This is a genomic window from Streptococcus downii (assembly GCF_004353325.1).
GTDB classification, from domain to species: Bacteria; Bacillota; Bacilli; order Lactobacillales; family Streptococcaceae; genus Streptococcus; species Streptococcus downii.
The window spans coordinates 26705-49056 of sequence record NZ_MZNX01000002.1 but is presented as its reverse complement, the minus strand read 5'-3'; the positions used below and the strand labels follow the sequence as shown (position 1 = coordinate 49056).

24 protein-coding genes are annotated in these 22352 nt (G+C 41.5%); 2 read left to right on the top strand and 22 right to left on the bottom strand.

What is annotated here, in order from left to right; translation table 11 throughout:
• Window positions 1-59: 59 nt before the first annotated feature.
• Window positions 60-1949, bottom strand: a complete 1890-nt coding sequence (locus E2R31_RS00890; protein WP_132972339.1) for a DUF2207 domain-containing protein — start codon at window positions 1947-1949, stop codon at window positions 60-62.
• Window positions 1950-2082: 133 nt separating this feature from the next.
• Here E2R31_RS00890 and E2R31_RS00885 point away from each other — a divergent pair, with 133 nt between their 5' ends.
• Both E2R31_RS00885 and E2R31_RS00880 read left to right on the top strand, forming a co-directional pair.
• Window positions 2083-3645 (top strand): ABC transporter substrate-binding protein/permease, encoded by a 1563-nt coding sequence (locus E2R31_RS00885; protein ID WP_132972337.1) that lies wholly within the window; start codon window positions 2083-2085, stop codon window positions 3643-3645.
• Window positions 3645-4385, top strand: coding sequence for an amino acid ABC transporter ATP-binding protein (locus tag E2R31_RS00880; RefSeq protein WP_132972335.1), 741 nt, complete (start codon window positions 3645-3647; stop codon window positions 4383-4385). Before E2R31_RS00885 ends, E2R31_RS00880 begins: the two co-directional genes overlap by 1 nt.
• 93 nt (window positions 4386-4478) lie before the next feature.
• Here the strand turns inward: E2R31_RS00880 and E2R31_RS00875 are convergent, their stop codons facing one another.
• The 21 genes from E2R31_RS00875 to E2R31_RS00770 form a co-directional block, all read right to left on the bottom strand.
• Entirely contained in the window at window positions 4479-4694 is a 216-nt protein-coding gene (locus E2R31_RS00875; protein ID WP_001130035.1) for a capsule biosynthesis transcriptional regulator, read from the bottom strand.
• A gap of 100 nt (window positions 4695-4794) precedes the next feature.
• On the bottom strand, window positions 4795-5691 hold the full coding sequence (locus E2R31_RS00870; protein WP_000242874.1) for an SPFH domain-containing protein: 897 nt from the start codon (window positions 5689-5691) through the stop codon (window positions 4795-4797).
• Between the two features lie 77 nt (window positions 5692-5768).
• Window positions 5769-7019 (bottom strand): threonine ammonia-lyase IlvA, encoded by a 1251-nt coding sequence (gene ilvA, locus E2R31_RS00865; RefSeq protein ID WP_132972332.1) that lies wholly within the window; start codon window positions 7017-7019, stop codon window positions 5769-5771.
• A gap of 78 nt (window positions 7020-7097) precedes the next feature.
• Window positions 7098-8120: a ketol-acid reductoisomerase gene (ilvC, locus tag E2R31_RS00860; RefSeq protein WP_000290683.1), complete on the bottom strand. Its 1023-nt coding sequence runs from the start codon at window positions 8118-8120 to the stop codon at window positions 7098-7100.
• Window positions 8121-8211: 91 nt separating this feature from the next.
• The gene (ilvN, locus tag E2R31_RS00855; RefSeq protein WP_001253806.1) at window positions 8212-8688 is read right to left on the bottom strand and encodes an acetolactate synthase small subunit; all 477 of its coding nucleotides are present in this window, start codon (window positions 8686-8688) and stop codon (window positions 8212-8214) included.
• Window positions 8681-10381, bottom strand: coding sequence for an acetolactate synthase large subunit (locus E2R31_RS00850; RefSeq protein WP_132972330.1), 1701 nt, complete (start codon window positions 10379-10381; stop codon window positions 8681-8683). Before E2R31_RS00850 ends, ilvN begins: the two co-directional genes overlap by 8 nt.
• Before the next feature lie 310 nt (window positions 10382-10691).
• Window positions 10692-12773, bottom strand: a complete 2082-nt coding sequence (gene fusA / locus E2R31_RS00845) for an elongation factor G (RefSeq protein ID WP_132972328.1) — start codon at window positions 12771-12773, stop codon at window positions 10692-10694.
• 276 nt (window positions 12774-13049) lie between these two features.
• Window positions 13050-13520, bottom strand: a complete 471-nt coding sequence (gene rpsG / locus E2R31_RS00840; protein ID WP_000087873.1) for a 30S ribosomal protein S7 — start codon at window positions 13518-13520, stop codon at window positions 13050-13052.
• Window positions 13521-13539: 19 nt separating this feature from the next.
• Window positions 13540-13953 carry a 30S ribosomal protein S12 gene (rpsL, locus tag E2R31_RS00835; protein ID WP_001142332.1) on the bottom strand — a complete coding sequence of 138 codons (414 nt, stop codon included), beginning with the start codon at window positions 13951-13953 and terminating at the stop codon, window positions 13540-13542.
• A gap of 316 nt (window positions 13954-14269) precedes the next feature.
• On the bottom strand, window positions 14270-14869 hold the full coding sequence (locus E2R31_RS00825; RefSeq protein WP_132972326.1) for a response regulator transcription factor: 600 nt from the start codon (window positions 14867-14869) through the stop codon (window positions 14270-14272).
• 1 nt (window position 14870) lies between these two features.
• Window positions 14871-15968, bottom strand: a complete 1098-nt coding sequence (locus E2R31_RS00820) for a sensor histidine kinase (RefSeq protein WP_132972324.1) — start codon at window positions 15966-15968, stop codon at window positions 14871-14873.
• A gap of 4 nt (window positions 15969-15972) precedes the next feature.
• Window positions 15973-16707, bottom strand: a complete 735-nt coding sequence (locus E2R31_RS00815; RefSeq protein WP_132972323.1) for an ABC transporter permease — start codon at window positions 16705-16707, stop codon at window positions 15973-15975.
• A 12-nt stretch (window positions 16708-16719) separates the two neighbouring features.
• Window positions 16720-17595, bottom strand: coding sequence for an ABC transporter ATP-binding protein (locus tag E2R31_RS00810; protein WP_132972321.1), 876 nt, complete (start codon window positions 17593-17595; stop codon window positions 16720-16722).
• The gene (locus E2R31_RS00805; protein WP_000709167.1) at window positions 17582-17776 is read right to left on the bottom strand and encodes a hypothetical protein; all 195 of its coding nucleotides are present in this window, start codon (window positions 17774-17776) and stop codon (window positions 17582-17584) included. Before E2R31_RS00805 ends, E2R31_RS00810 begins: the two co-directional genes overlap by 14 nt.
• Window positions 17773-17979: a hypothetical protein gene (locus E2R31_RS00800; RefSeq protein ID WP_000390701.1), complete on the bottom strand. Its 207-nt coding sequence runs from the start codon at window positions 17977-17979 to the stop codon at window positions 17773-17775. Before E2R31_RS00800 ends, E2R31_RS00805 begins: the two co-directional genes overlap by 4 nt.
• A gap of 123 nt (window positions 17980-18102) precedes the next feature.
• Window positions 18103-19767, bottom strand: a complete 1665-nt coding sequence (locus E2R31_RS00795) for a DAK2 domain-containing protein (protein ID WP_132972319.1) — start codon at window positions 19765-19767, stop codon at window positions 18103-18105.
• A 2-nt stretch (window positions 19768-19769) separates the two neighbouring features.
• Window positions 19770-20135 (bottom strand): Asp23/Gls24 family envelope stress response protein, encoded by a 366-nt coding sequence (locus E2R31_RS00790; RefSeq protein ID WP_000216441.1) that lies wholly within the window; start codon window positions 20133-20135, stop codon window positions 19770-19772.
• A 153-nt stretch (window positions 20136-20288) separates the two neighbouring features.
• Window positions 20289-20477 carry a 50S ribosomal protein L28 gene (rpmB, locus tag E2R31_RS00785; RefSeq protein WP_001140948.1) on the bottom strand — a complete coding sequence of 63 codons (189 nt, stop codon included), beginning with the start codon at window positions 20475-20477 and terminating at the stop codon, window positions 20289-20291.
• Between the two features lie 105 nt (window positions 20478-20582).
• Window positions 20583-21257: a LiaF transmembrane domain-containing protein gene (locus E2R31_RS00780; RefSeq protein ID WP_132972317.1), complete on the bottom strand. Its 675-nt coding sequence runs from the start codon at window positions 21255-21257 to the stop codon at window positions 20583-20585.
• Between the two features lie 5 nt (window positions 21258-21262).
• Window positions 21263-21709 (bottom strand): LytTR family DNA-binding domain-containing protein, encoded by a 447-nt coding sequence (locus E2R31_RS00775; RefSeq protein WP_000776591.1) that lies wholly within the window; start codon window positions 21707-21709, stop codon window positions 21263-21265.
• 113 nt (window positions 21710-21822) lie between these two features.
• Window positions 21823-22326: a phosphatase PAP2 family protein gene (locus tag E2R31_RS00770; protein WP_084947307.1), complete on the bottom strand. Its 504-nt coding sequence runs from the start codon at window positions 22324-22326 to the stop codon at window positions 21823-21825.
• Window positions 22327-22352 lie beyond the last annotated feature (26 nt).

Below are 22352 nucleotides of genomic sequence, written 5' to 3'. Positions count from 1 at the left end.
CATTACTCCTTTTTCTGTCCTCTATTATAGCATAATTTCGGATGTTGTGATAGATTTTTCTAGAAGGCGCCGATGCTACCACCGCCTCCACCTCCTGAGAATCCTCCACCCGAACTTCCACTTCCAGAAGATACAGAGTAGGTACTTGCTGTGTTTGCAATACTAGCATAGTGACTCATTTGAGCAGTTGAATGATAAAACATACTGTGCCAGCCATAAGCTACGTAAAGATTGATATCTGGGTTCTCAACTTGAATCTGATAAGATTTCATCAAATGACTCACCTTGTCCGCATAACCAAATAAAGTAGCATAGACAAGGAGACGATTCCAAAGAACGATACTTTCTAATTCTGCCTTGTCTAGGTGAGCGATATCGCGAAGCATGTTTTCAAAACTAGTCCAGAGATAGTATGCTTCTAGTCCTTCTTCGTTTAAAACACCATCACGAGTATCAAATCGTGTCGTCCAATAATAGACGGCAGCTAACATCAAGCTCACAAACCCAAGGATAGGAAGTGGTAGAGAAAGGTACCCGTGAGCATCCAAACTATACAAGAACCAGCCAAAACCAACGAAAGCAGGTAGAAGCGTAGAGACACCTATCGTCAATCGCAAGATTTTTTCTCCATTACTCAGTGGACGATAATAATCTGGAAGTTGCAAAGAGGAAACCCGCTTTCTCACCCCATCCTGCATCTGCTTCAGAGCTTGCTCGAAAGAAGACTTAAGCTTACGTCCCGTTTTCTGAATCCGTTTTTCATCAGTTGCTTTTGCACCTTGGTAAAGACTAGTTGACACTTGGTAATCTGCAAACAAATCTGAAACAAGCACTTCTTCTCTTCCTGAAAAAGCCAAATTAAGGCAATCTTTTTCAAAACTTGCTAATCCTTTTTCTTTTACGACTTTTAGACGGACCTCGTCTCCATTTGAGATGATTGAAACATTTCCACGGTCAATCACATCCAATAAAGTTGCCTGAACGAGTTGGTCAAAGGTGAACTTCCCTCCTCCCTTGGTCAAGGGACTGACTTCCTCTAAAGAAGTGGAGTAAACAGCTTCCGATAAAACCATCGGTTCTAAGTCCATTGGCGGTTCATAGAGACGGTGATTTTTGGCATATTTCTTCGATGGGGAGGTTTTTCTTCTGTAAATGCAGTAGAAAATAACACTAAAGACTAAAGAAAGCGAGAGTAGCAAAGGGATGACCCACGTAACCAGAGCTTTACTTTGAGCTTTTTCAGCAGTAATAGATTCCTCTATTTTTTCAAATTCTGCTAAGCGATTGCCCTTCAATCCCTGATCCAAAGCTGTTCCAAAATCTTTTCTAGGCCAATAGGCATGCAATTCAATCCCACGCTGACGAGGTAGGTTCTGTAAATAAACACGATAATCACCATCTATCTTCTCTACCTTGCCCTCTGTAAAGAGTTTCCCTGTATGAAAGAAAAGTTTTTCTGCTCCATTAAAGCCCATTACTCGAAACTCAAAATTTTCGATAGGTTCTGAACTATCCGTCAGGGGTTGCCAATTAAGTTCCGCGATATCATCATATAGAAATAGGAGATTTTTTAATTGCCATGTGATTACCACTTCAACAGTATCTCCCTCTTGGCCTGGATTATACACTTTTACAGTATACCCTTCCGATTCTTCTATCACTTCACTATTGACATTCTCAATGGCACTAGCATTTTTCCATACCTGAACCTTTGGACTGGAATCTATTTCAAAGCCCTTTGGCATCTTACCAGCACGGCCAAGTCCTACTAGTTGTCCATTAAAGTCTTCATCAAAATAATAGACTACTTTCTCCCTAAATTCTGCCGTATTATCTGCATGAATATACAAATCACCTTGATAAGAGCGAATCTTGAAATCAACCGCAAAAACAGAGAGTGGTAAAATACAAAACAAGCTAAATAAAAGCAAGAAAAAAGTCTTTTTCACAACACAATCCCCCTTTTTATCTTTGCTATCATTATATCATTTTTTATAAGTAAAGGCTTACTTGTATTGAAAATCTCACTATTTTTCGATACAATAGAGAGAAGTCATTTTTAGACTAGAAATAGGAGAAAACATGAAAAAATTATGCTTATCTATCCTTGCTAGCCTAGCCCTTACACTGGGACTAGTTAGCCAGGTCCAAGCTGACGAATATTTACGCATCGGGATGGAGGCAGCTTACGCCCCCTTCAACTGGACCCAAGACGATGATAGTAACGGTGCTGTTAAAATTGACGGTACCAACCAATATGCCAATGGCTACGATGTCCAAATCGCTAAAAAGATTGCCAAAGATCTAGGTAAGGAACCTTTGGTCGTTAAAACCAAGTGGGAAGGACTTGTTCCAGCACTTACTTCAGGCAAAATTGATATGATCATTGCCGGTATGAGCCCAACCGCTGAACGCAAACAAGAGATTGCTTTTTCAAGCAGCTACTATACTAGCGAACCAGTTCTATTGGTAAAAAAGGACTCTGCCTATGCAAATGCTAACTCTTTGGAAGACTTTAGCGGAGCAAAAATCACATCTCAACAAGGCGTTTACCTTTATGACCTGATTTCTCAAATTCCAGGTGCCAAAAAAGAAACAGCCATGGGGGATTTTGCTCAGATGCGTCAAGCACTTGAAGCAGGTGTCATCGATGCCTATGTTTCAGAACGCCCTGAAGCCCTGACCGCTGAATCTGCCAACTCCAAATTCAAGATGGTCCAGCTTGACAAAGGTTTTGAAACAGGAGAAGAAGACACAGCTATTGCCATTGGTCTTCGCAAGGACGATAGTCGCATCAGCCAAATCAATGCCAGCATCGAAACCATTTCCAAGGACGAACAAGTAGCTCTCATGGATCGGATGATTAAAGAGCAACCAGTGGAGGCGACAACAACGGAGGAAGAAAGCAGCTTCTTTAGTCAAGTCGCTAAGATCCTTTCTGAAAACTGGCAACAACTCCTGCGTGGTGCTGGCATCACACTCTTGATATCCATTATCGGGACCATCACAGGTCTCCTTATCGGGCTTGCAATCGGAGTCTTCCGTACTGCTCCACTATCTGAAAGCAAGGCCATCTATGGCTTGCAAAAACTACTTGGCTGGATTCTCAATGTCTATATTGAAATTTTCCGTGGTACGCCTATGATCGTTCAATCGATGGTTATCTACTACGGTACAGCACAAGCCTTCGGAATCAATCTCGATCGTACACTGGCTGCTATCTTCATCGTCTCAATCAATACTGGTGCCTACATGACTGAAATCGTCCGTGGAGGTATCCTAGCAGTCGACAAGGGACAATTTGAAGCCGCAACTGCTCTTGGTATGACCCATAATCAAACCATGCGCAAGGTTGTCCTCCCTCAGGTCGTTCGCAATATCTTACCTGCTACTGGTAATGAGTTTGTCATCAATATCAAAGATACCTCTGTACTGAATGTTATCTCTGTGGTAGAACTCTACTTCTCTGGTAATACTGTGGCCACCCAAACTTATCAATACTTCCAGACATTTACAATCATCGCCGTGATTTACTTTGTCCTCACCTTCACAGTGACCCGTATCCTACGCTTCATCGAAAGACGCATGGACATGGATACCTACACTACAGGTGCTAATCAAATGCAAACGGAGGACTTGAAATAATGAATCAACCCATTCTTGAAATTAAACACCTCAAAAAATCCTATGGACAAAATGAAGTCTTAAAAGACATCTCTCTGTCAGTCCACAAAGGAGAGGTTATCTCCATCATCGGGAGCTCAGGAAGCGGAAAATCAACCTTCCTACGTTCTATCAACCTACTTGAAACACCTACTGAGGGGGAAATTCTCTACCGAGGAGAAAACGTCCTTGCAAAAGGCTATGACCTTACTCACTACCGTGAAAAGCTCGGAATGGTTTTTCAATCCTTCAACCTCTTTGAAAACCTCGATGTTCTCGAAAATACTATTGTCGCCCAAACAACTGTCCTCAAAAGAGAACGCTCTGAAGCAGAGAAAATTGCAAAAGAAAATCTTGAAAAAGTCGGCATGGGAGAACGCTATTGGCAAGCCAAACCAAAACAACTCTCTGGTGGACAAAAGCAACGTGTGGCCATCGCACGCGCCCTCTCCATGAACCCTGACGCCATCCTTTTCGACGAACCAACATCTGCTCTGGATCCAGAAATGGTCGGTGAAGTCCTTAAAATCATGCAAGACCTGGCTCAGGAAGGCCTGACTATGATTGTCGTCACCCACGAAATGGAGTTCGCCCGCGATGTCTCACACCGTGTTATCTTTATGGATAAGGGTGTCATCGCTGAAGAAGGCAAACCAGAAGACCTCTTCACAAATCCTAAAGAAGAAAGAACGAGAGAGTTTCTTCAGCGCTATCTCAAATAACAAACAAAGACTGCATAAAATATGCAGTCTTTTTACTAACTCTTTGCAAAACAAAAGGCAGATCCATTTTAAGAATCTGCCTGTAAGCCTAGTTCAATCTTCAAATTTTTCATGATTCTTGTCATAAAAATCAATCAAACCTAGGGCTGTTTCAAATGAAATATTTTTCACTTTTGCACGACCTTGTGCCAAAGCAATAATTGACATTTCACGTGCATTTGTTTCCTTAGAGATACGGTAACCTGTGATTTTCTTATCACGAACCCAGCCAACAACTGATTCTACTTTTTCAAAGTTTGATTTAGCCATGTTCTTCTCCTATTTTGTTCTTTACGATACTGAAATATATTCATTCTTTTAGGATTATCCAAAAAACATCTACTTATTGAAAACAAATAATAAATTGTTATTACTTAGCTTTTAAAGCTGATAATATGCTTGTTCGTATATCTTCAACTCCATCAGGATTTGCTGGTAGGAAGATGGTGTTATTGCCCTTATTGTCTGCGAAATTATTCAAAGTATCCAAATACTGATTTGTTAATAGAATGGACATAATCTGGGCTTCCGTGAGTTCAACATTGGCTCCTTTTAATTCTTGAATAGAATCAGCAAGTCCGTCAACAATAGCCTTACGCTGTTCTGCAATCCCTACACCGTGTAGACGATCTTTTTCTGCCTCTGCTTCCGCCGCTGTCACGATCTTAATCTTATCTGCTTCTGCAAGTTCTTGCGCAGCGACTCTCTTACGTTGAGCAGCGTTGATTTCGTTCATTGATTGTTTTACTTCAGCGTCAGGCTCAACCTTCGTAATCAGTGTTTTTACAATGATGTAACCATATGTAGACATTTCTTCTGCTACTTGCTTTTGAACTTCTAATGCAATCTCATCTTTTTTCTCAAATAGTTCATCCAAGGTCAATTTCGGCACGGACGAACGCAAGGCATCCTCAATATAGGATTTGATTTGAGCTTCTGGTCTCATTAGTTTATAGTAAGCATCTGTGACATTGTTTTCATTCACTCGATACTGAGTCGCCACATTCATGGTCACAAATACATTATCTTGTGTTTTTGTTTCCACGACGATCTCACTTTGCAATAGACGCAACTGCACCCTGGCTGCAATTCTATCAATTCCAAAAGGTGCTCGTACATGAATACCACTATTACTCAACTTTTGGTATTTACCAAAACGCTCGATAATAGCGACAGACTGCTGCCTTACAACATATACAGAGCTGATAATAATCGCTGATGCAATCAACACTAGAATAAAGAGAACAAGTAAAACATGTAAAACCATGGGAATCTCCCCCTTTCGTCACCATCATTATAGCATCATTATAGGAAATTGGCAAATAATATGATAGCAAATTTATTTTAGACTAGCATATTATACAAAGTCTCATTTCCGTTCAGATTGATATAAGATGGGTCAAAATTTTCCATCCGATGAATCAAGCCAGCATAATCATGCTTATCAGCAAGAGCAATCCCAATCAAGACAGGCCCTGTCCCCTTGCTAGCCCGTTTGATATACTCGAAACGAGTGATGTCATCATACGGTCCCAAGATGTCATTTACAAACTCACGAAGAGCCCCTGGACGTTGTGGGAAATTGACTACAAAGTAATGCTTGATGCCATCGTAAATCAAGGCACGTTCTTCCATCTCTGGCATACGGTTAATATCGTTATTTCCCCCAGAAATGATACAGCAAATTGTCTTGCCTTTGATATAGTCTGATAGGACTTCCAAGGCTGCAATGCTAGCCGCTCCAGCAGGTTCGGCGACAATTCCTTGCTTAGAATAAAGATCAATCAAGGTCTCAGAAATCAAGCCTTCATCCACTCCAATAAGAGTTTCAACATTCTTACGAGTTGCTTCATAAGTCAACTGTCCGACTTTCTGTACAGCTATCCCATCAGCGAACTTATCAATTTCTTTGAGCTTAACTGGTCCCCCAGCTTCAAAGGCAGCTTTCATAGAGCGAGCACCATTAGCTTCTACTCCAATCACTTCGATAGTCGGGTTGGTTTCCTTGATGTAAGTTGAAACACCGGCAATCAATCCGCCACCACCTACTGGTACAAGTACTGTATCAAAATCAATAGACTCTTTACGGGCTTCTTCAAGAATTTCATAGGCTACAGTCCCTTGACCGGCCTGTACATGCGCATCATCAAAAGGATCGATAAAGGTTCTATTTTCTGAAACGGTGAATTCTTGGGCCGCCTTAGCCGAAGCGTCAAAAGTATCTCCAACCAATTTGATCGTCACATAGTCACCACCAAAGAAACGAACTTGACCAATCTTTTGTTGCGGTGTTGTGATTGGCATAAAAATTGTCGCAGGAATCTTCATCTCATTACAAGTATAGGCAACACCCTGAGCGTGATTCCCCGCTGATGCACAGACCACACCACGCTCACGTTCTTCTCTTGTCAATTGTGAAATAGCGTAATAAGCTCCACGAATTTTAAAAGAACGAACTCGTTGCGCATTTTCCTTTTTCAGATAGATCTTAGCTCCATACTTTTCTGATAAATAATGATCATATTCCAGTGGTGTATTCACTACTACACCACTTAAAACTTTGTGGGCTTTCACCACATCTTTTGCACTTAGCATGTCTCCTCCTCAAATACTTTACAAGGTAAAAAGCGAGTTAGGTACCCCCCAACTCGCCTTCTGTTTTTATTCTAAGAATTAGTTATAGATTTTGAAAGCATCGTCGTCGTTTTTACCAACGAATGGCATTGCTTTACGCAGTTCAGCACCAACTTTTTCAATTTCAAGGTTAGCTGCTTGTTCACGGTAAGCAGTAAGTTTTGGACGACCAGCCTTGTAGTCATTTACAAAGTCATTTGCAAATTTACCATTTTGGATGTCTGCCAAAACAGCTTTCATGTTTTCTTTAACTTGCTCAGTAATCACACGTGGACCTGATACATAGTCACCGTATTCAGCAGTGTTTGAAATAGATTGACGCATTTTCTTGAATCCACCTTCATAGATCAAGTCAACGATCAATTTCATTTCATGAAGAACTTCAAAGTAAGCCAATTCTGGGGCATAGCCTGCTTCTGTCAAGACTTCAAAACCTGCTTCGATAAGGGCAGTCAAACCGCCACAAAGTACAGCTTGTTCACCAAACAAATCTTCTTCAGTTTCTTCTTTGTAAGTCGTTTCAAGCAAACCTACACGAGCTGCTCCAACACCTTTACACCAGTCCATAGCAATATTTTTCGCATTTCCTGTAGCGTCTTGGTAAACTGCATAAAGAGCTGGAACACCAAAACCTTCTTCGTAAGTACGACGTACCAGGTGTCCTGGCCCTTTAGGAGCACACATGAAGACATCGACATCTGCAGGTACTTTGATAAATTCAAAGTGGATGTTGAAACCATGAGCAAATCCAACTGCATTTCCAGCTTCCAAGTTTGGAGCGATTTCTGCTTCGTACAATTCTTGTTGGATTTCGTCTGGTGCCAAAATCATGATGACATCAGCCAATTTAGTGGCTTCTGCTACTGTGTAAGTGTCAAATCCATCTTCTTTTGCTTTGTCAAAAGATTTACCTGGACGTACACCAATGATGACATCACGACCTGAGTCACGCAAGTTTTGAGCATGCGCATGTCCTTGCGAACCATAACCGATAACGGCGATTTTTTTACCGTCAAGTGCTGCTACTTTTACATCTTTTTCGTATTCCATTTGAACTGCCATAGTTTTTCTCTCTTTTCTATTATTTATTGCCTTTTAGGCTGGTTTAACAAATTTAAGTTATTTTTTTATACTCAATGAAAATCAAAGAGCATTAGTCGCGGGTAAATCCAGTTGCACCCGTACGAGCGATATTTTTAATACCGTATGGACGGATTACTCGCAAGAGTGCCTCACTCTTTTCTGCGTTCCCAGTCATCTGAATGGTAATCGAACTTGGAGCCACATCCACCACCGTTGCACGGAAAGGTTGAATAATAGCCAAGATTTCTGCACGCTTCTCAGCAGGAGCAGATACCTTTACCAAGATAACTTCTCTTTCCAAATGTGGTTTGTCTGTGATATCTCGAATGCGAATCACATCAATCTGACGATTGAGTTGCTTGATGATTTGCTCGACCTCATCATGTGAAGCCACATCAATAATGATGGTAATCCTTGATACATCAGGATTCTCTGTCGCACCAACTGAGATACTCTCAATGTTGACTTGACGACGTGAAAGGACACCTGTAAAGCGATTGAGGACTCCTGAACGATTTTGTAGTTTTGCCGTTAACATTCTACGCATGGAACTTCACCCCCAACATCTCATGATTGCTCTTCCCAGCTGGTACCATTGGTAAAACCTGTTCCTTACGAGAAATATCCACCTCGATAAACATCGGCACATCCTCCAGAATGGATTCTAGATCCTTCTCTATCGTCTCTGGATTATCAAACTTGTAGTTTTTGATGCCGTAAGCCTGTGCCATCAGCTGGAAGTCAGGAAGAGTATCAAACACTGACTCTGACGTTCTACCTTCATAGAAGGATTCCTGCCACTGACGAACCATTCCCAGGGAGTGGTTATTCAGCATCACGACCTTAATGGGTACCTTGTAGATGTTTAGGATGGCTAGTTCTTGGTTGGTCATTTGGAAACCACCATCACCGACAAACAGAACTACTTCTTTTTCTGGATTGGCAATCTTAGCTCCGATAGCTGCAGGAACTCCAAATCCCATGGTACCCAAACCACCAGATGTGACCAATTGACGTTCATTCTGATATGGGTAATACTGGGCTGTCCACATTTGGTGTTGACCAACGTCAGTAACGACAATAGCATCCCCATTCGTCAACTCACCGATGCGTTCAATGACTGCCTGCGGTTGAACCACACGTTCTTTCTTATCATAAGAACGAACTCGATTCTTGTCCTTGGTGACTTTTTCAATCCATTTTTCAGTATTGTTATGAACAGTTGGTTCTGCCAGTAGCATCTGCAAGGCTTTCTTAGCATCCCCCACTACAGGAATATCTGCACTGATAATCTTGCCAATCTCAGCCGGGTCAATGTCGATATGGGCAACCTTGGCATTTTTAGCGAAGGTCTTAGGATTCCCAGTCAAGCGGTCATCGAAACGGCAACCAATACTAATCATAAAGTCCGCTTCGGTCATGGCAATGTTAGCTGCGAAAGAACCGTGCATACCTCCCATTCCTAGGAAGAGCGGATGGCTAGTCGCAATCGTACCTTGCCCCAAAAGACTGGTCACGACTGGAATTTGGTAACGTTCAGCAAACTCATTGAGCTCGGCAGCTGCTTCTGCATAACTAACCCCGCCACCAGCTAGCAATACGGGTTTCTTAGCCTTAGACAATTGTTTCAAGATTTTCTTGATTTGCATGTCGTTTGGTTCTATCGTCGGTTGATAACTCGGTAAATGTACTTCTGGTGAATAGATGAAGTCTGTCTCTAAGGCAGATACATCCTTAGGCAAGTCAATTACAACTGGGCCAGGACGACCTGTGGTCGCGATATGGACAGCTTCCGTAATGATACGAGGAATATCTGCCGTCTCACGAACTTGGTAATTGTACTTAGTGATTGGCATGGTAATCCCCACGATGTCTGCCTCCTGAAAAGCATCCTTCCCAATTCCAGCTCGCGCAACCTGACCTGTAAAGACCAAAAGGGGAACGCTATCGCTCATGGCATCCGCAATCCCTGTAATAGTATTCGTTGCTCCCGGTCCACTCGTAACGACGGCAACACCCAACTTTCCAGTTGATTTGGCATAACCTTCAGCTTCATGCAAACACCCTTGCTCATGGCGACCTAAGATGTGGCGAATGTCTTTGAAATTATAAATCGCATCATATAAAGGCAAGACCGCACCACCAGGATAACCAAATATGGTATCAATTCCTAAATCACGAAGTGTTTCCAAAACTAGATCCGACCCTGTCTTAGGAGAGTCTAAACTGATTTTCTCCATTGTTCCCCTTTCTCTTCTCTTAAAAATAGCTTGTTACTATCATACCATTTTTTCAAAAATTTTCAAGACAAAAGAAGCAATTTTCTGAATTTTCTATCTAAAAGTGTTTTTATGAATATTTTCCTCATTTTTATTTATACATTATCGAAATTAGGAATCTTTAACTACTTTAATTTATCAAATGAATGTGTTTTCTTTGTGAATAGAATTAGTATTTTCAGAACCTACATAATAAGAGTACCCTACGTGTATAAGGCAAAGATAGAAAAAAGGAAGCCACTAAGTGACTCCCTTTTAGAGTGAGGACTGATTAGTCTTCACCTTTATTTTTCTTAATGATTTCTTCTTGTACTGACTTAGGTACATCTTCGTAGTGGTCAAATACCATCATGAATGTACCACGTCCTTGAGATGCAGAACGAAGAACTGTTGCGTAACCGAACATTTCAGCAAGTGGAACGTAAGCACGAACGATTTGGCTGTTACCGTGTGCTTCCATACCATCTACACGTCCACGACGAGCAGTTACGTGACCCATAACATCACCAAGGTTTTCTTCTGGAACAGTGATTGTTACAAGCATCATTGGTTCAAGGATAGCTGGTTGTGCAGTCTTAGCAGCTTCTTTAAGTGCAAGAGATGCAGCAATCTTGAAGGCAGTTTCAGATGAGTCGACATCGTGGTATGAACCATCGTAAAGTTTAGCTTTAACGTCAACAATTGGGTAACCTGCAAGAACACCGTTAGCCATTGCTTCTACAAGACCTTTTTCAACCGCTGGGATAAATTCACGAGGAACCACACCACCGACGATTGCGTTTTCAAATTCGAATCCTTTACCTTCTTCGTTTGGAGTAAATTCAATCCATACATCACCGAATTGACCTTTACCACCAGACTGACGTTTGAAGAATCCACGTGCTTGAGTAGAAGCGCGGAATGTTTCACGGTAAGATACTTGAGGAGCACCTACGTTCGCTTCAACTTTAAACTCACGACGCATACGGTCAACAAGGACGTCAAGGTGAAGCTCACCCATACCAGAGATAACTGTTTCACCAGTTTCAACGTTTGTTTCAACGCGGAATGTTGGATCTTCTTCAGCCAATTTTTGAAGAGCGATACCCATCTTGTCTTGGTCTGCTTTAGATTTTGGCTCAACCATCAATTGGATAACTGGTTCTGGAACGTCGATTGATTCAAGGATGATTTTAGCTTTTTCATCAGTCAATGAGTCACCAGTTGTCGTATCTTTCAAACCAACGGCAGCAGCGATATCACCTGAGTAAACAGTGTCGATTTCTTTACGGCTGTTAGCGTGCATTTGAAGGATACGTCCGATACGTTCACGTTTACCTTTAGAAGTATTCAATACGTATGAACCTGATTGAAGAACACCTGAGTAAACACGGAAGAATGTCAAACGACCTACGAATGGGTCTGTCATGATCTTGAAGGCAAGAGCTGCAAATGGCTCTTCATCAGATGCTGGACGAGTTTCTTCTTCATCTGTATCTGGGTTAACACCTTTGATTGCTGGGATGTCAAGTGGGCTTGGAAGGTAGTCGATAACCGCATCAAGCATCAATTGAACACCTTTGTTTTTGAAGGCAGAACCACACAATACTGGGAAGAATTCAACATTGATAGTAGCTTTACGGATACCCGCTTTCAATTCTTCGTTAGTGATTTCTTCACCTTCGAGGTATTTCATCATCAAATCTTCATCAGTTTCAGCAACTGCTTCGATCAATTTTTCACGGTATTCTTGAGCTTGGTCAAGATATTCAGCTGGAATATCCTCTTCAAGGATATCTGTACCAAGGTCGTTTGTATAGATTTCAGCTTTCATCTTGATCAAGTCGATAATACCACGGAAATCATCTTCAGCACCGATTGGCAATTGGATTGGGTGTGCATTTGCTTGAAGACGGTCATGAAGTGTGCTTACTGAGTAAAGGAAATCAGCACCGATTTTGTCCATTTTGTTGGCAAATACGATACGTGGAACTCCGTACTCAGTTGCTTGACGCCAAACTGTTTCAGTTTGAGGCTCAACACCTGATTGTGAGTCAAGAACGGTAACCGCACCGTCCAATACACGAAGAGAACGTTGTACTTCGATTGTGAAGTCCACGTGCCCTGGTGTGTCGATGATGTTTACACGGTGGTTGTTCCATTGAGCTGTTGTCGCAGCAGATGTGATAGTGATACCACGTTCTTGCTCTTGCTCCATCCAGTCCATTTGTGACGCACCTTCGTGAGTTTCACCGATTTTGTGGATTTTACCAGTGTAGTAAAGAATACGCTCAGTAGTTGTTGTTTTACCGGCATCGACGTGAGCCATGATACCGATATTACGAGTTTTTTCAAGTGAAAATTCGCGTGCCATGAGGTTTGTTTCTCCTATTTATTTTTGATTTCTATTCTATTATAACACGATTTTAATAAAAACGGATAGGCAGGACCTACCCGTTCTCAATGTTTATCTTGTTTTTGTTGGTTTCAACTTGTAGACAAGTTGAATTGAACTCGGGCTAAAGTTAATTAGCCGAGTTGAACTCAAGCTAAAAGTCTGGAGAAAAAGATGAATCTCATTGGTTGCAATCGCAACCTACTTCGATTCCCTATTTTCTCTGGGACTTTCTTAACGCTTTCGTATCCTATCTTACCAACGGAAGTGTGCGAAGGCACGGTTAGCTTCAGCCATACGGTGAGTGTCTTCACGTTTCTTAACTGCTGCACCAGTGTTGTTAGCAGCATCCAAGATTTCTTTTGCAAGACGGTCTTGCATTGTGTGTTCACCACGAAGGCGAGCGATGGTTACCAACCAACGAAGTCCAAGTGTTGTACGACGTTCTGGACGAACTTCAACTGGGACTTGGTAGTTAGATCCACCAACACGACGTGCACGTACTTCAAGTACAGGCATGATGTTTTCCATAGCTGTTTCAAATACTTCAAGTGCATCGTTGCCAGTAGCTTCTTTGATTTGCTCAAAAGCACCGTAAACGATTGAAGCAGCTGTACCACGTTTACCATCAAGCATAACGCGGTTGATAAGACGAGTAACTAGTTGTGAATTGTAAAGCGGATCTGGCAATACGTCACGTTTTGGAGCTCTATTTTTACGACTCATTTCTCTTTATCCCCTTTCCTTATGCTTTTGGACGTTTAGTACCGTATTTAGAACGGCCTTGTTTACGATCGTTAACACCTGCAGTATCAAGTGCACCACGGACGATATGGTAACGTACCCCTGGAAGGTCTTTTACACGTCCACCACGAAGAAGCACCACGCTGTGTTCTTGCAAGTTGTGTCCGATACCTGGGATGTAGGCAGTAACTTCGATAAGGTTACTCAAACGTACACGAGCGAATTTACGAAGGGCAGAGTTAGGTTTTTTAGGTGTCATTGTTCCAACACGAGTTGCAACACCACGTTTTTGTGGTGAAGAAACGTTTGTTTGAACTTTTTTATGACTGTTGTAACCAACGTTCAAAGCTGGTGATTTAGATTTTTCTACTTTTGATTTACGCGGTTTGCGAACCAATTGGTTAATTGTAGGCATCTACATTCTCCTGTGTTTTTTTATTTTTGGTGATGATACACTTGGTGACAGCTACCATCTGTGTGTACTTTTGCAACATTTGTCAGCACGTCCCTGTACACTTTTGAGAGACCAAAAGTAAAAAGTACCGTCTATTATTGTAACACAATTTTTCCTTCATTGTCAAGATATTTTTCATTTTTATTCTGATCTTTTAACTCTTTGACACTAGTTTTCACCGCTTTTCTAAACAAAAAAGGAGGCAATCTGCCTCCTACATTCTAGTATGGATTTCCTTCGATTTAGCAATCATTTGAGTTGTTTTTTATCTTTCTTATCAAAGCCAACCAGATTCTTTTGCGATGTTGGCTGCATCTGTTCGATTACCAGCATCTAGTTTCGAAAGAATATTGGTGACATAGTTTCGAACGGTTCCATTTGATAGATAAAGCTGATCTGCGATTTCTTGATTAGACAAGCCCTGAGCGATTCCCTTTAAAACAGCGATTTCTTGCTCTGTTAACGGATTGGGATGTGTCATCACCACTTCCATCAATTCAGGTGAATATTCCTTACGTCCTTCGAGAACAGTGTGCAAGGTTTGCATGAGATCTGCAATGCTTCTTTCTTTTAAGACATAAGCATCCACTCCAGCCTTGACCGCACGTTCAAAATAGCCGGGGCGCTTGAAAGTCGTCACCACAACCACCTTTGTTTCCGCCTTTTCTGCTCGTATCCACTCCAAGACTTCGAGGCCTGTCTTAACAGGCATTTCTACGTCAAGAATGGCGATATCCACAGACTCTTTTTCTAGGAGTTGGATTGCCTCTTGGCCATCCTTGGCTTGTAGGACAGAATCTACATCTGGTTGAAAGGTAAGCAACTGGCACATAGCATCTCGCAACATACTTTGATCTTCTGCAACAAGTAGTTTCATCTTAGTTTCTCTCCTTATAAGGTAGTCGAACCTGCACTTCAGTTGGATGTTTCTGACTGATTACCTTTACTTCTCCTGAAAAAGGAAGGACACGATCGCAGACTGTATGAAGTTCATCTCCTTTTAGAGAAGCAAAGCCACAGCCATCATCTCTCACTGTTAGAATAAGTTCTTTCTCAGTTCGTTCTAATTTCAAGTAAGCTTTGGATGCTTTAGCATGCTTGATGATGTTGGTCACTAACTCAAGCAAAATCATGGAGGCCGTTGATTCTAATTCCTGAGTTAGGCTAGCTGTATCTAGTTGGTGATTGATTTCCGTTTCAATTCCTGCAATTTCCAGCATTTTTTTAACAGTCGCAAACTCGGAAGCAAGGGTTCTTGTTTTAAGATTTTCGATAATTGTACGGACTTCATTCATGGATTCTTTACTGATTTGATGAATTTCTTTTAATTCTTTTTCCACTTGAGGATAGGCCTGCATTTGAAGAAGCTGGAGGGCAAGGTCCGTCTTCACACTCAACATGGCAAAGGTATGACCTAGGCTGTCATGAAGATCCTGACCGATACGACTGCGTTCGTTTTCAGCCAAGAAAAGATTGAGCTTGGCATTTTGTTTCATCTTTTCTTCTTTTAGCTCTTCTGTTATCCGAATTCGATAGAGACCAAAGGTCATTGCATCGGAAAAGATAAAGGTCACCAAGAAAAAGAGTAGCTGCCAGGGACTAACATGATTGACCATATAGATTCCGGTCAGAATAAATGGTTGCAGGACAATAAAACTGACAAAACGCCAAGAGTGAAAAGAAATCTCATCCAGCTCATAAATAAGGAGATTGGATAAATAAAAGATAAACCATGTGAAACCTGAACTTAGCCAAACAGATGTATAAAAAATGTAGACAAGCATGGACCACCATGCCAGCCACTGCACGGTGCGATTCTGACTGATTAAAACCGAATAGAAGGCAAGTACAAATAGTAGGGTCCATAGCAAGGTTAAAAGCGGGTAATCTCCAACGATGACACCCGCTATAGGAAAGATGATAAACACAATTGAAATATGAAACATATAATGAGTGTTTTTTAATTTTTCCAACATAGATTTATTTTACCTCAATCCTTTTTTTCAGCTGGATTACCAGTACACCAAAGAAAACTGTATAACCTAGTACAACCAAGGCGGCAAGAATGTTAAACTCGTGGTGTTCCATATAAGTAGAGACGACCTGCATCAGTTGATAGGTTGGAGTCAGTTTTCCAATGGATTGGAGCCATTCTGGGAAGGAACTCAAAGGGAACCATAGTCCACCTAGGACAGCCAAAGCAATATAGGCAATATTTCCAATCACCGTCATCAGTTGAGCACTGGGAAGCAAACTCACCAAGACACCCATGCTGATAAAGACCACGCTTCCGACCAGCAAAATAGCACCGATTACCAACCAATCAAGCCAAGGTAGAGTAACTCCACGAACAAAATGGCCAACCGAAAAGACAACTATAATTGATAACAAGAAAGTCAGCAGAGTACTGAACAGTTTTGATACATAATATTCTACCATAGATACTGGAGAATGTTGAATCAATTTTTGCCAGTTGTTTGTTTTATCAGACTCGAGTGTGCTAGGGATACTGAAAAAAGCACTTGACATGATACTAAAGAGCGTCATGGCAAAAAGATAGGCTTGAAGAGCAATCTCTGGAATATCTGACCCTGACATCATACCAGAGAATATAAGGTAAAACATACTTGGAAGTCCGATGGATAGCAAGTAGTAGACTGCTTGCCGTTTCATCAGAATGATTTCCACTTTCATGAGACTCGTCATATTTTTCATCGTCAATCTCCTTTAGTCTTGAGTCGTTTCGAAGATACTGTCTAAGAGAGTTCGATTCCGAACTTCAATTTCTTCGATCGTGCAGCCCTGTTCTTGCAAGACTTTCCATACCTGGCTGCCTTCTTTGGTTGTGAAAGAAAGAGCATTTTGCTTGATTTCAATCTCTTGAACCTGGTCCAAAGTGCTGATAAATTCCTGATAAGTTAGAGGCACGGTAAAGTGTTTTTCTTGTTCTTCACCACGCATAGCATAAGGCGTCGTATCGCGAATTAACTCTCCCTTGTGGAGGACTAAAATGCGGTCAGCCGTATGCTCCACCTCTTCGATATAGTGGGAAGAATAGACAATGGTGACACCATTTTTCTTTAACTGATTGACAATTTCCCAAAAATGCTGACGTGTCGAGGTATCCATGGCAGCAGTTGGCTCGTCTAAAAATAGAATTTTCGGACGACCTATTAAAGCCAACACAAAAGAGAACAAACGTTTTTGCCCACCAGACAACTTGCCCGCTAGCTGATTTTTCTGCTTGTCTGAGAATCTCAACAAGTCATCAATTTCTTTGTCTGAGAGACTGTCGGGATAAAGTGACTTGAAAAATGATAGAAGTTCTTTTACTTTCAAGCTTTGAACAACTGCATTTTCTTGGGGCAAGACAGAAATAAGCTGCTTTAATCGAGGATCTGTTGGTGCAAATCCTTGAATGGCTATCTGACCTGAGCTCATGAACTTGTCGCCCAAGAGGCAATCAATCAAGGTTGTCTTCCCTGCTCCATTAGGCCCAATCAAGGCGACACATTCACCATCGTTGATTTCAAAGGAGATGTTCCGCAAGATCTCCTTGTCTTTTATTTTCTTACTCAATTTCTCAACTTTAATCACAGTCATGAGATTCTCCTTTCAACCACTTCATTCCCATAGGGAAAACAACGAAAATCATAAATCCAAAACCCCAAGCACCACGAATGAATTGGCGAAGCACGGTTTGGTCAAACCAACCAGTAAACATTTCCACTAACCATACCAAGAGTGACAGGCCGATAAAGAAATAGATGATTGCTTTTTTCATTCCTCAAACTCCTTTTTCACATCTCTGACTAATTTCAAACCTTCTCTGACAAGCCAAGACATCATTCCAAAGCCAGCAAAGAGCTCCCAAGGAAAATGGTAGAAACCCTCGTCCAATCCTGAAAACATGAGATAGGTCATAACTCCTGCTGCTACTAAACTCACTGCGACAATCATTTTATTTTTCATCTCTTCTTCCTCCATTTCATACTTCAATTATAGTCCTTTGAAGTTAGCGGAGCTAGATGCTTCTGTCACTAGGAAATATGACAAATGTCATAAAAAAGAAAGCTGCAAAATCAACTTTCTTTTTAATCTATTAAATTTTTATTCCACACTGAAAAGATATGGATATACAGGTTGTTGACCTTGGTGGATTTCGACTTCAACGTCTTCGAATTCTTCTGCGATTTCTTGGGCGATTTGGTTGGCCAATTCTTCACTTCCATCTTCACCGACATAGAAGGTTACTATTTCACTGTCTTCGTCTAGCATGTGCTTCAAAGTTTCAGTCAAGGTTTGGTGCATGTCAGGGTTTGACACAAGGATTTTGCCATCTACCATACCAAGATTGTCATTTTCATGAATTTCCAAGCCATCGATAGTTGTGTCGCGAACGGCAGTAGTTACACTTCCGCTGATGACATCACCGAGGGCTGCAGTCATACGTTCTTTGTTTTCTTCGATTGATTTGCTTGGGTCAAAGGCAAGCAGACTCGTCAATCCTTGAGGAAGAGTACGAGCTTCTACCACAACAGCTGGTTGATCTAACACCTCTGCGGCAGATTGAGCTGCCATGAAGATATTTTTGTTGTTTGGCAAGAAGATGATGTTGCGAGCATTGACTTGCTCAACAGCCTTGATAAAGTCCTCTGTCGAAGGATTCATGGTTTGACCACCTTCAATGACATAGTCCACACCTTGGGCACGGAAGATATCTGCCAAGCCTTGACCTGCTACTACTGCGATAAGGGCATATTCCTTTTCTTCAGCTGGCTTGCTGACTTGCGCTTCTTTTTCTACTTGAGCTTCGTGTTGGTTGCGCATGTTATCTACTTTAACCTTGACCAAGCTACCATATTTAAGGCCTTCTTGCATGACAAGACCTGGATCTTCGGTATGGACGTGAACTTTGACAATCTCATCATCGTTGACAACAAGGAGCGAGTCCCCAAGTTCATTCAAGTAGTTACGGAATTCATCATAGTCAAAGTCCTTAGCATAAGTTGGGCCTTGTTTGAGAGCTACCATGATCTCCGTACAGTAACCGAAGGTAATATCTTCAGTTGCCACATGACCTGCTACAGACTTGTGGTGCTCTGCATTAATCATTTCACTCATATTGGCAGGCGTTGCTACAAAGTCCTCAGAAGCGCTGTATTCACCAGTGAGTGCTGAAAGGAAACCTTCATAGATGAATACCAAACCTTGACCACCAGAGTCCACGACACCAACCTCTTTCAAGACTGGGAGCATTTCTGGTGTCTTAGCTAGAGCTCTCTTAGCACCTTCCAAGGCTGCACGCATGACCTCAACAGCATCATCTGTCTCCTCAGCTTTTTTCTTAGCCCCAATAGCCGCTCCACGAGAAACAGTCAAAATGGTCCCTTCAACTGGTTTCATAACAGCCTTGTAGGCTACCTCGACACCAGATTGGAAAGCAAGAGCCAAGTCTTGACCTGTTAACTCGTCTTTATCTTTGATCGCTTGAGAGAAGCCACGAAAAAGTTGAGACGTGATAACTCCTGAGTTTCCACGCGCACCCATCAAGAGCCCCTTAGCAAGAATGCTCGCCACTTCTCCAACTGTAGAAGCCGGCTTATCTGCTACTTCTTTGGCACCATTTTCGATGGTCATCCCCATGTTTGTCCCAGTATCTCCATCTGGAACTGGAAAGACGTTTAATGAATTGACATATTCTGCTTGCTTATTCAAACGAGTTGATGCAGCCTGCACCATTTCTTGAAATAAGCTGGTAGTAATTTTTGACACGATTATTCTCCTACAACTTTGATATTTTGAATGTAGACATTCACAGTCTGAGCGGTGATTCCTAGTTGGTTTTCCAAACTAAAACGAACACGCTCTTGGATGTTTTTTGAGACTTCACTAATCTTTGTTCCGTAGCTCAAGACGGTATAAACATCAACTGCAATGCTACCATCTTCGGCTGCCTTCACGACAACACCTTTTGCATAATTTTCCTTACCAAGAAGGGCTTGGAAATTATCTTTGAGGGTATTTTTGCTAGCCATACCGACCACACCAAAAATCTCAGTTGCTGCACCACCTACAACGGTTGCAATCACTTCATCTGTCAGTTCGATTTGACCATCTTTTGTATTAATTTTTACAGTCATTTTTTTTTACCTCAACTAGTTGATACTCTATTTTATCATATTTCATTCCAAGTGTAAAAGCAGAATGCTGTATCGGCGGATATTTACTCTATTTTTCAAATGGTTTTATCTATAGAGCAAAAGAAAAAGACCTAAGCGGTCTTTTCATTTTTATTAAACGCGTTCAACTTTACCTGATTTCAAAGCACGAGCTGAAGCCCAAACTTTTTTAGGTTTACCATCGATAAGAACAGTAACTTTTTGAAGGTTTGGTTTTACGGCACGTTTTGTTTGGTTCATCGCGTGTGAACGGTTGTTTCCTGATACAGTCTTACGACCTGTAAAGTAACATACTTTAGCCATTATGTTTTCCTCCTATTAGATCTAATATAGCGGATGTGCTAGCACCACATACCGTACTATGTTATCACACTTTCTTGAATTTATCAAGAGAATTAAAATATTTTTTTATTTGACATAGACAACGCCAAGTTTACCAAAAGCGACTTCTCCACGGATAATCAAGGTTTTGCTTGTTGGCGCTACAGGAGCATCTGCTTTTGCTGCACCAAAGGATGTTTCTACTTTCAAATCTACACGCCAGTGTTGCGGAACATAGACAGTTGCATTCCCGAAGGCCACTTCGATATTCAGAGTAGCAAAATCACCTAACATCTCTGCGTTATCATAGTAGATTTTTGCGTCACCAAAAGCGACTTCCACTTGGTCATCTACAAGATCTTGATCTTGTTTATAAAAGGTTCCACTACCAAAAGCAACTTCCTTATCCGTGATGACTGTTCGCTCACCACTGTACCACCATTTTTCCCCGTACCAAAACTTACTTGAGTGAGTGAGATAGCCGACACCCAGCACTGCTAGGATACTAGCCCAAAACAAAGACTGGTTTGGAATAGGCAAAATGTTATAAAAATGATTCGCAATCATTAAGGCTACTAGAGCGGTAAAAACTGCTGATGTTAGATGACGACGAAGCAAAGCTTCAACTGACTGGTAGGCAAAAAAGGCGATACCAATCAAAGGCCATATTTTACCATCCAAAGAAGGAATTCCAAAGTTTCCTTGCAGCAAAATCCAGGCTGCTAAAACCAATAAAACAATACCAAATGCTTTCTTTTTCATCTTTTTTACCTCATGTTTCTTAGATTTTCTTTTAGGAGGGATTGGTAATGCCGTGAGACATGAACCTCCTTGTGCGTCTGATAAAAGGAAATGGTCCCCGTTCCTGAAAAGGACTTGTCCACTGAGTAAATCTGACGGATGTTTGCGATCGTTGACTTGGAAACTCGACTAAAATAGCGAGGCAAGATGGACTCTAACTCATAGAGTTTGAGACGAACTTCATAGGCTTCCTTCTGGTTATGAGCATAAATCTTGCTCCCTTCTGTTTCAAAGAAGAGAATTTCTGACAGGTCTAGATAATATTCACCTGTCCCCTTGTAAAAAGTCAACCTCGGAGCCTTTGACTCTTGCAAAAGTCGTTGCAAGTCTGCAATTTCATCTGTCAAAGTGGGGGTCTTGATGACAATTTCAGTCTCCTCTAAATTGCCGTCAATCTCAATTCGTAACTTCATCACATCTCCTTTCTGACTCTACTATATCAAAGCTAAGTTAGGAATACAAGGGCAAAAAAGCAAGTGGTCAATTTGAAGCAGTAAGTGGTTGTAGGGTCGGCTTAACTTACATATCAGAATAGGAAGAAAAGGAATCCCCACAACAGACCACAAGCATAGCCAACCAAGACATCCTTGGGATAATGAACACCACCTAGTACTCGGACCAAGGCTAAGAGTCCTGAGCAAATAAGCAAGATCATTCCGATCAAAGTCCAAGCATGGAAACAGGCCATGGAGATGATAGTTGCTGAAAAGACATGGCGACTAGGCATAGACTGTCCCGAACTATCTTTTTCAAGCAGGGGACGGATATCCCAAGTTTCGTAGGGACGCGGATGATTGATTTTCTTACGAAAAAGGGACAAGATCACAAAACCTGTAGCGGGGACAAGCAAATAGATCCCAACTTGCTGACCAAGCCCTAGCTGCAGGTAAGTGGTGACTAGTAAGGTCAGATAGACCATGGGCATTGCTACTGTCATCAAACGATTGAAAGTAAGCAATAGAAATAAAAGGGTGGGATAGCTGGTGAGTCTGGAGCTGATATTTCGATACCATTCTTGATAATTTTTCATTAAATTTCTCATTCATTACCTTGTTT